9 protein-coding genes are annotated in these 7185 nt (G+C 71.7%); 5 read left to right on the forward strand and 4 right to left on the reverse strand.

All coding sequences use genetic code 11. From position 1 onward, the window contains the following. Positions 1-22: 22 nt before the first annotated feature. The 5 genes from ACSNOD_RS26340 (at position 23) to ACSNOD_RS26360 (ending at position 4725) form a co-directional block, all read left to right on the forward strand. Positions 23-361 (forward strand): DUF192 domain-containing protein, encoded by a 339-nt coding sequence (locus ACSNOD_RS26340; RefSeq protein ID WP_436769561.1) that lies wholly within the window; start codon positions 23-25, stop codon positions 359-361. Between the two features lie 138 nt (positions 362-499). Next, positions 500-1501: a hypothetical protein gene (locus tag ACSNOD_RS26345; protein ID WP_436769555.1), complete on the forward strand. Its 1002-nt coding sequence runs from the start codon at positions 500-502 to the stop codon at positions 1499-1501. Positions 1502-1790: 289 nt separating this feature from the next. Further along, positions 1791-2291: a hypothetical protein gene (locus tag ACSNOD_RS26350; RefSeq protein ID WP_436769556.1), complete on the forward strand. Its 501-nt coding sequence runs from the start codon at positions 1791-1793 to the stop codon at positions 2289-2291. A gap of 3 nt (positions 2292-2294) precedes the next feature. Then, positions 2295-4091: an alpha/beta hydrolase gene (locus ACSNOD_RS26355; protein ID WP_436769557.1), complete on the forward strand. Its 1797-nt coding sequence runs from the start codon at positions 2295-2297 to the stop codon at positions 4089-4091. Next, positions 4084-4725, forward strand: a complete 642-nt coding sequence (locus ACSNOD_RS26360) for a hypothetical protein (RefSeq protein ID WP_436769558.1) — start codon at positions 4084-4086, stop codon at positions 4723-4725. The genes ACSNOD_RS26355 and ACSNOD_RS26360 overlap by 8 nt, the downstream gene beginning before the upstream one ends. Positions 4726-4746: 21 nt before the next feature. Here ACSNOD_RS26360 and ACSNOD_RS26365 read toward each other — a convergent pair whose 3' ends face one another. From ACSNOD_RS26365 to ACSNOD_RS26380, 4 genes are all read right to left on the reverse strand, one after another. Continuing rightward, positions 4747-5421, reverse strand: coding sequence for an OmpA family protein (locus ACSNOD_RS26365; protein WP_436769559.1), 675 nt, complete (start codon positions 5419-5421; stop codon positions 4747-4749). A gap of 7 nt (positions 5422-5428) precedes the next feature. Next, complete coding sequence (locus ACSNOD_RS26370) at positions 5429-6016, reverse strand: hypothetical protein (RefSeq protein ID WP_436769560.1); 588 nt, start codon at positions 6014-6016, stop codon at positions 5429-5431. Between the two features lie 62 nt (positions 6017-6078). Continuing rightward, positions 6079-6714, reverse strand: coding sequence for a pilus assembly protein TadG-related protein (locus tag ACSNOD_RS26375; RefSeq protein ID WP_436769562.1), 636 nt, complete (start codon positions 6712-6714; stop codon positions 6079-6081). Beyond that, positions 6711-6872, reverse strand: a complete 162-nt coding sequence (locus ACSNOD_RS26380) for a hypothetical protein (protein ID WP_436769563.1) — start codon at positions 6870-6872, stop codon at positions 6711-6713. Before ACSNOD_RS26380 ends, ACSNOD_RS26375 begins: the two co-directional genes overlap by 4 nt. Positions 6873-7185: the final 313 nt, after the last annotated feature.

The raw sequence follows: 7185 nt of genomic DNA on the forward strand, positions 1-7185 counted from the left end.
GGATACGTGCTCGGCGGGGTGGATCGCCCGCCCCGTCACTGTCTACCCCGCGCCGGGCGTGATCCCGCTGGAGATCGCCGCCTCGTACCGGGCCCGGACCCGCGGCCTGCTCGGCCGCGACGGCATCGAGGGCGCGCTGCTGCTGACCCCGGCGAGCGGGGTGCACACCTTCCGGATGGGGTTCGCGATCGACGTGGCGTATCTCGACCGGCGGCTCACGGTGCTGGCGGTCACCACGATGTGCCCGGGGCGGCTGGGGCTGCCCCGGCCGCGCGCCCGCCATGTGCTGGAGGCGGCGGCCGGCGCGATGGCCGGCTGGGGGCTGCGGCCGGGCGTCCGGGTCGAGATCACCGATGGCTGAGCGATGCCGGGCCGCGCCGTGGCGGTCCTGCCACAACCTCCGGGAACCCGTCGACAATCGTGCGGTTACCGCTGCCGTCGTGTGCCGGGTGTGCAACCGCCGTACTGCGGAAACGCTTTCGCTGGGCATGGGGCTCACATGATCTTCGGCGACCTCCCCATCTGCACGGAACCACAGCGCTGGATGCGCGAGCAGCACGGCGTCGTCACCAGGGAGCAACTGGCGCGGGTCGGCGTGCCGCAGAGCACCGCCGGCCACCGCGCCCGCCCGGACGGGCCCTGGCAACGGCCGCTGCCGCGCGTCTATGTGCTGCACTCGGCGCCCCTGACGTGGCAGCAGCGGCTGCAGAGCGCCCTGCTGTACAGCAGGGGGATGCTCACCGGCCCGGCGGCCCTCGCGCTGTACCGGCTGCGCCACGCGCTGGACCGGCACACCCTGACCACGGTGGACGTGCTCACCGCCGATGACAGCGGGGTGCGCGACGCCGGCTTCGTCCGCGTGCACCGGACCCGGCGGCTGCCCGCCCCGCGCCGGGTGGAGGGCTTCGCGTGCGCGCCGCTGCCCCGGGCGCTGGCGGACGCCGTACGCGGCCGGGCGGACGCCGGCCACAACCGGGCGCTGCTGCTGGAGGCGGTGCGCTCCCGCCGGGTGGGCCCCGACGAGCTGCGCCGGACGCTGGCGGGGGTACGTGCCTCCCGCTGCCCCGGAGTGGCCGAGGTGCAGGCGGAGATCAGCGCCGGGCTGCGCTCCGTGGCGACGGGCCGGGCCCGGCAACTGCTGCGGGCGCACGGCGTACGGGAGCCGCTGTGGAGCCCCCGGTTGCTGACGGCGGAGGGCGAACTCGCCGCGGTGCCGGACGCGTACTGGCCGCACGCGGGGGTGGTGTGGGACATCGACGCCCGGGAGTGGCACTTGACGGACGAGGCGCGCGAGGCGGAGCTGGAGCGGCGGGCGCGCCTGGCCGAGCTGGGGCTGACGGTGCTGACCATCACCCCCGACGCGCTGCGGGACGACCGCGAGGAGGTCGTCCGCGCCCTCCGCGACGCGCTGTCCCGGGGCGCGGCGGGAACGCCGCCGTGGTTCCGGGTCGAACAGTCCGGCGCGGGGGGACCGGGGGAATTCGGGAGATCCGGGAAGTAGCGCCTCATTCTCCCGCTTTCCACGGTGCGCGCCCGCGCGATCACCCACGGTGCGAAGAATGGGGAAAACGACGGTGGGCATCTCCTTTTTCCTGTGGTATTGAGGGCGCGGAACTCCCCGGCCCACCATGGGACCCATTCACGGAAAAGTCGGATATCGCGGCGCGGTGGGCGCCTCTTGCCGACGCTCGATGTCCGAACTCCCTGTTAAATTCCCGTCAGCGCACGGGGCGGCACCTTTGAGCCGCCCCGGGGCGCGCGCAGAGGACGGACGAACGGGGAGACGGGTCATGAGGGTCACCGAGCCACCGGAGAGTTGGGCGCCCTATCTGGGAACGGCCCTGTCCGCCGCGGCGGACGGGCGCGACGGCGCCCGGATGACGCTCGCCTCCGCCGGGAAGGACGGCGGGGCCGGCAAGGAGGACCTCGCGATCAGCGGCGGCCCCTGGACCGGTGCGTCGGGGGTCGCCGAGTCGATACGCAACTCGCAGAAGGAGGGCATGACCCGGCTGTCCACCGGCCACGACGGCTTCGCCGGCGGCACCGCGGGGTTCGACAGCGCCACGGCGCTCGGCGAGATCCGCAGCGGCTGGAACGACCGGCTGAAATCCGTGCACGACGAATGCGACAGCCTGATCGGCGCGCTCAGGTCCGCCGGCAAGGAATTCGGCGAGGTCGACAAGGGCGTCAAGGCCGACCTCGACAGGATCAGGAAATCCAGCATCGACGACTACGGCAAGCGGAACAATACGGCGGCCACGCCGTCCGCCGAAGCGGCGCGGGGGAACTGACGCATGGTGACCTGGCAGCAGCTGCGGGACCTCAAGCGCACGGAGTTCGAGGAGGCGGCCGACGGCTGGGGCGAGATCAGCAATCGGGCCGGCGCCAACAAGGACCGGGTCGACAGGGAGATGCTCGCCAAGATCCGGCATACCCAGAAGGGCGACACGGCGAACAAGGCCATCGCCCGGCTCCAGAAGCTGAGCGACAATTTCCATTACATCTCCGTCGAATGCGGACTCATTCGCACCGCGCTCAACGGGTTGGCCGCCGAACTCGCCGAACCGCAACGAAAACTCAAGTCCGCCATCGAACGGGCCGCCGAGCTGAAGTTCACCATCGAGGCCAACGGCCGGGTGAAGTACCCGGCCACCTCCCCGTACGCCCCGGATCTCGACGGGGTGGGCGAGCAGGACAACAACCCGCCGCGGCTGCCGGCCCAGAACGCCGACCCCAACCAGGGCAAGGCCCAGGCGATCGCCGACGACATCCACGCCGCCGTCACCGAGGCCACCCGGATCGACGCCGAGTACGCGCCGGTGCTGCGCAAACTGAAGACCACCGGCGGTCTGGAGATCACCGCGGAGATGTGGGTCGACGCGCGCAACGACATGCAGTCGGTGCGGGACGCGGCGGGCGACCAGTTCAAGGAGAAGGACATCCCCAAGGGGAAGTCCCCGGCCGACAACGCGGCGTGGTGGAAGGGCCTGACGGAGGAGCAGCGCGCGGAGTACGTCTCGCTCTATCCCGACTCCATCGGCAAGCTCGACGGGCTGCCGTCCGCCGTGCGGGACGACGCCAACCGCATCGTGTTCACCGAGGCGCACGCGAAGGTCCAGCAGGACATCGCCGCCATCGGGCCCGAGCCGCAGCGCTACAAGGCCAGCGGCAAGGAGTACCCCAAGGTCGTCGAGACGGACGAGTGGCGGGCGTGGAACGAGAAGCGCAAGCGGATCGACCCGGACGACAACCGCCACAAGCTCGACGGCATCATGAACGACATCGAGGCCCGGTTCGCCCTGACCGGCAAGGACGGCCTGCCGGAGGCGTACCTGCTGGGCTTCAGCACGGAGGGGAACGGCCGCTCCATCATCGCCAACGGCAACCCGGACACGGCCGCGCACACGGCCGTCTTCGTGCCCGGCACGTACACCGAACTGTCGAAGACGGAGCAGTACACCAAGCACATGGTGAATCTGTGGCGGGAGAGCAACGCGCTCTCCCCCGGCGAGAACGTCTCGACCATCACCTGGATCGGCTACGACGCGCCGCAGAGCATCGTCCCGGCGGCGATGTCCAAGTCGTACGCGGAGGACGCCGCGCCGCACCTGACCCGGTTCCTCGACGGGCTCCAGACCTCCCAGGGCGGCGCGGACGCCAGCCATACGACCGTGATCGGCCACAGCTACGGCAGTACGGTCGTCGGCAAGGCGTCGCTGGAGGACGGCAAGCTGGCGGCCGACGACATCGTGGCGGCGGGCAGCCCCGGCATGCTCGTGGGCCACGCCGACGACCTGGACGTGGGCAAGGACCACGTCTGGGCGGAGGCGGCCGGCTTCCTCGACGACCAGGTGCCGACCGGCGGAAAGCTCGCCGGGCTCGGCGGCGACAGCGACCTCACCCCCTGGGTGGAGTGGCTCCCCTTCGGCTACGCCTGGTCGTCGAACGTACCCTCGGACGAGGACTTCGGGGGGCACGTGATGAAGAACGACGCCAACGACCACGGTGACTACTGGAGACCGGGAAGCGTGAGCATGAAGAACCAGGCCCGGGTCGTCACCGGGAACTACGGGGACGTCGAGCATGAGTAGCCCGGGGCCGCGGGTCCTCGACGACCGCGCCCGCCCGACCCATGCCGTCGGCCGGGCGCGCGCCGGGCGACCGACCCGCACCGGGCGACCGCTCGCCCGCAGACTGCCGACGCTCCTGGTGGCGGCGGCGACGGCCATGACCTCGATGATGGGATGCACAGCCATGCAGGAGAAGAAGGGGCTCTCCTACACGCCGGAGGTCCGCGGCGTCGACGAGGCGCGCACGGCGACGAAGCGGGTCTCCAGCGATCTGCTGGACATGACCGGCGTCAAGGCGAAGGTCACGGAGCCCGGCCCCGGCGTCGCGTACTGCGAGGACGAACCGGACCGCAAGGACCTTTACGTCCTGCGGCACCCGTGGTCCCTCTACGGCGTGCCGAAGGAGACCCTGGAGGAGGGCATGCGGCGCCTGCACGAGGAACTGCCCAGGAAGGGCTGGAAGATCCTCAAGGACGGCAAGGACAGCAGCCCCAACCAGAACTGGAACATCCTCGCGGAGAACCAGCAGCTCCGGCACTCGGCGGACATCACGCTGATGCGGCGCGACGCGGGCAAGCAGCCCCTGCTCTCCGTGGTCGTCGTCTCCGCCTGCTTCCAGGCGCCCGAGGGCACGGACCTGGGCAAGGAGTACTGACGGCGCCCACCGCCGAGGCCGTCAGCGGCCGCCCGCGCGCTGGGAGGGGGGCGAGGCGGCCGCGGCCGGGCGGGGGAAGGTGACCTCCACGCGGCGGTTCTTCTTGCGGCCCTCCTCCGTGGCGTTGTCCGCGATGGGGTACTGCTCGCCGTAGCCCCGCACCTCGTACGTGATGGACGCGCCGAGCTTCCTGGAGAGCTCCTGCTGGACCGCGTTGGCGCGGGCCTTGGAGAGGTCGTCCCCGTGGGACGCCGAGCCGAGGTTGTCGGTGAAGCCGAAGACGCGTACGCGGTCGGCGTTCTGCCTGGTGATCTCCGCCGCGATCGTCTCGATCCGGGCCTTCGCCTCGGGCCCGAGCTTGGCGCTGTCCATGTCGAAGAGCACCTCGGCCTGGAGGGCGAAGGTCACGTTCGCGTTGGTGTCCTCCCGGCGTTCCTCGCCGCCGTCCGACTCGACGATCGACTTGATGTTCAGCACCTTGCCGGGGGCGAGGGTGGCGCCGTCGACCATCTTCAGGTCGGGGTCCTTGGGGTCGATCGCCACGGGCGGCGTCCCGGCCTCGGCGATGCCGGGTGGGTCCTCGGCGGGCACGGCGTGGGCCGCGGTGGCCGCGGCGAGGGGCCACGCCAGCGCGGTGGTCGCCGCCACGGCGAGCGCGAGGGCCCACGGGGCGGGGCGGGCGGTGGGTGTCGTCATGGCCGAGTCATCCCTTGATCTCGATGGAGACCGTGGGCATGGTGGGCAGGGTGAAGTCCACCTCGGTGACGCTCGCCGGCGGCGCCGGGAACTGGGCGAAGACCGGCCGGCTCTCATTGGGCTTGATCCCCGCGAGCCCCGTGCTGCACAGGCACTCCCCCGACGTGTCCCGCAGGACGAGATAGCGCTTCTTTCCGGCCTTGTCGACCAGCGAGGCCCCGGAGAGGGAGGACTTCGACTTCATCTCCGTCTCGGACGAGCGCCAGTTGATGGCGGTGAAGGGCTTGCTGCCACGGTTGGTGACGGAGCCCTGCACGGTCACGAAGCCGCCGGAGTCCCGTACCGCGGAGTGCAGCGTGAGGACGACGCCGTCGGGGCCCTTGAGCTCTCCGATGGTGGCGGAGGGCTCCGGGGCCGCCTCGTCGCTCCCGGCCGCCTTCTGCTGCTGGGAGCCCTTGGCCGCGGCGGGGTCGGCCTTGCGGTCGCCGTCACCACTGCCGCCGTCGCCGCAGCCGGCCACGGTGAGGGCCAGTCCGGCCGCGAGCGCGGTGATCGCGAGGCTGCTCCGCGACACCGACATCTTCCGGATGCTCATGTGCGGGGTCCTTAATCGTTCGCTGGGTGGCTGTCTGTCGGTGACCGGCCCGGGGGCCGCGGCTATTGGGCGAGCCCGACGGAGTACAACTCGTCGGCCTCCGGGAAGGCGGTGAGATCCTCCGGGTCGAGGACGAGGTCCTCGCCGTCGCAGCGCAGTTCGAGCGGGCCGCCGCCGTCCGGCGCCTCGCCCTCCCCGCTGCCGGGTTCCGGCGCGTCGGGATCGACCGCACACAGGGGCTCGACCACCGCCGTGGCACTGGCCGTGGCGTGACTGGTCTTCGTCGCCGGGATCACCGAGTCCCCCACCGGCTGCAGCGTCCGCACCCGTACGGGAAAGACGCGCGCCCCCGCGTTCGGCTGACAGGTCATGACGCTCGCGCCGTTCTTGCCGGCGAAGGTGTCCGCGGCCGCGCACACGCCCCCCGTATCGGCTCCCAGCCCGTCCAGCAGCCCCTGCCAGGGGGTGCCCTCCTGGAGCGCTCGCAGGAAGTCCGCGCGCAGGGCGTCCCGGTACTCCTGGGCGGCGGCGAGGGCGGCCGCGTCCGCCGCCGACTGCGCCTCGTTGCGGGTGGCCGCCGCCATGCCGACCGCGAAATAGGCGAGAGCCAGGAAGAGCAGCCCCGCCACCGCGGTGATGTAGACGGGGAACGCCTGTCCGGCGTCGGCGGGCCCACGCCCGCTCCTCGGGCCGATCAGCCGCCGGTGACCTGGGCGATCTGATTGGTGATCGCGGCGGCGATCACGCCGCCGAAGTCCGTGGTCGTCAGCACGAGGATGATCGCCACGACCACGGCGATCACCCCCAGGTACTCGACGGACGTCTGCCCACCGTCTCCCCCCAAAACGCGTCGCATCCGCACGCATTCCTTCCGCAGGCCCTGCGACATCCTGGTCCCCTCCGTGGGCGGGAGTTCCGCCGTGGTCGGTCGAGTCGGCCCCCGTGGCGCCCCGGTGGCGGGCGCCGCGTTCCGGGGCGACACGCCGTGAGGCATCAGAAAAGTACGCCGAAAGACCGCCACCGGAACAGAGCGCGCGGTCAAAGTGACCCTGGTATTCACGGAGTTGACGCCCCATGGCCCCATTGCGCACCACGCGCCCCACCGGCCCCTTCAGGATTGCCCGGCGCATCCGTGTCACCGCGTCACCCCTCGCCCAGCCCTGTCGCCC

The organism is Streptomyces sp. URMC 123 (genome assembly GCF_051386515.1).
Lineage (GTDB): Bacteria > Actinomycetota > Actinomycetes > Streptomycetales > Streptomycetaceae > Streptomyces.

Excerpts from the sequence above, each read along its gene's own strand:
- ACSNOD_RS26345 (WP_436769555.1), top strand. The coding sequence starts at position 500 with ATGATCTTCGGCGACCTCCCCATCTGCACGGAACCACAGCGCTGGATG.
- ACSNOD_RS26350 (WP_436769556.1), top strand. The coding sequence starts at position 1,791 with ATGAGGGTCACCGAGCCACCGGAGAGTTGGGCGCCCTATCTGGGAACG.
- ACSNOD_RS26355 (WP_436769557.1), top strand. The coding sequence starts at position 2,295 with ATGGTGACCTGGCAGCAGCTGCGGGACCTCAAGCGCACGGAGTTCGAG.
- ACSNOD_RS26360 (WP_436769558.1), top strand. The coding sequence starts at position 4,084 with ATGAGTAGCCCGGGGCCGCGGGTCCTCGACGACCGCGCCCGCCCGACC.
- ACSNOD_RS26365 (WP_436769559.1), bottom strand. The coding sequence starts at position 5,421 with ATGACGACACCCACCGCCCGCCCCGCCCCGTGGGCCCTCGCGCTCGCC.
- ACSNOD_RS26370 (WP_436769560.1), bottom strand. The coding sequence starts at position 6,016 with ATGAGCATCCGGAAGATGTCGGTGTCGCGGAGCAGCCTCGCGATCACC.
- ACSNOD_RS26380 (WP_436769563.1), bottom strand. The coding sequence starts at position 6,872 with ATGCGACGCGTTTTGGGGGGAGACGGTGGGCAGACGTCCGTCGAGTAC.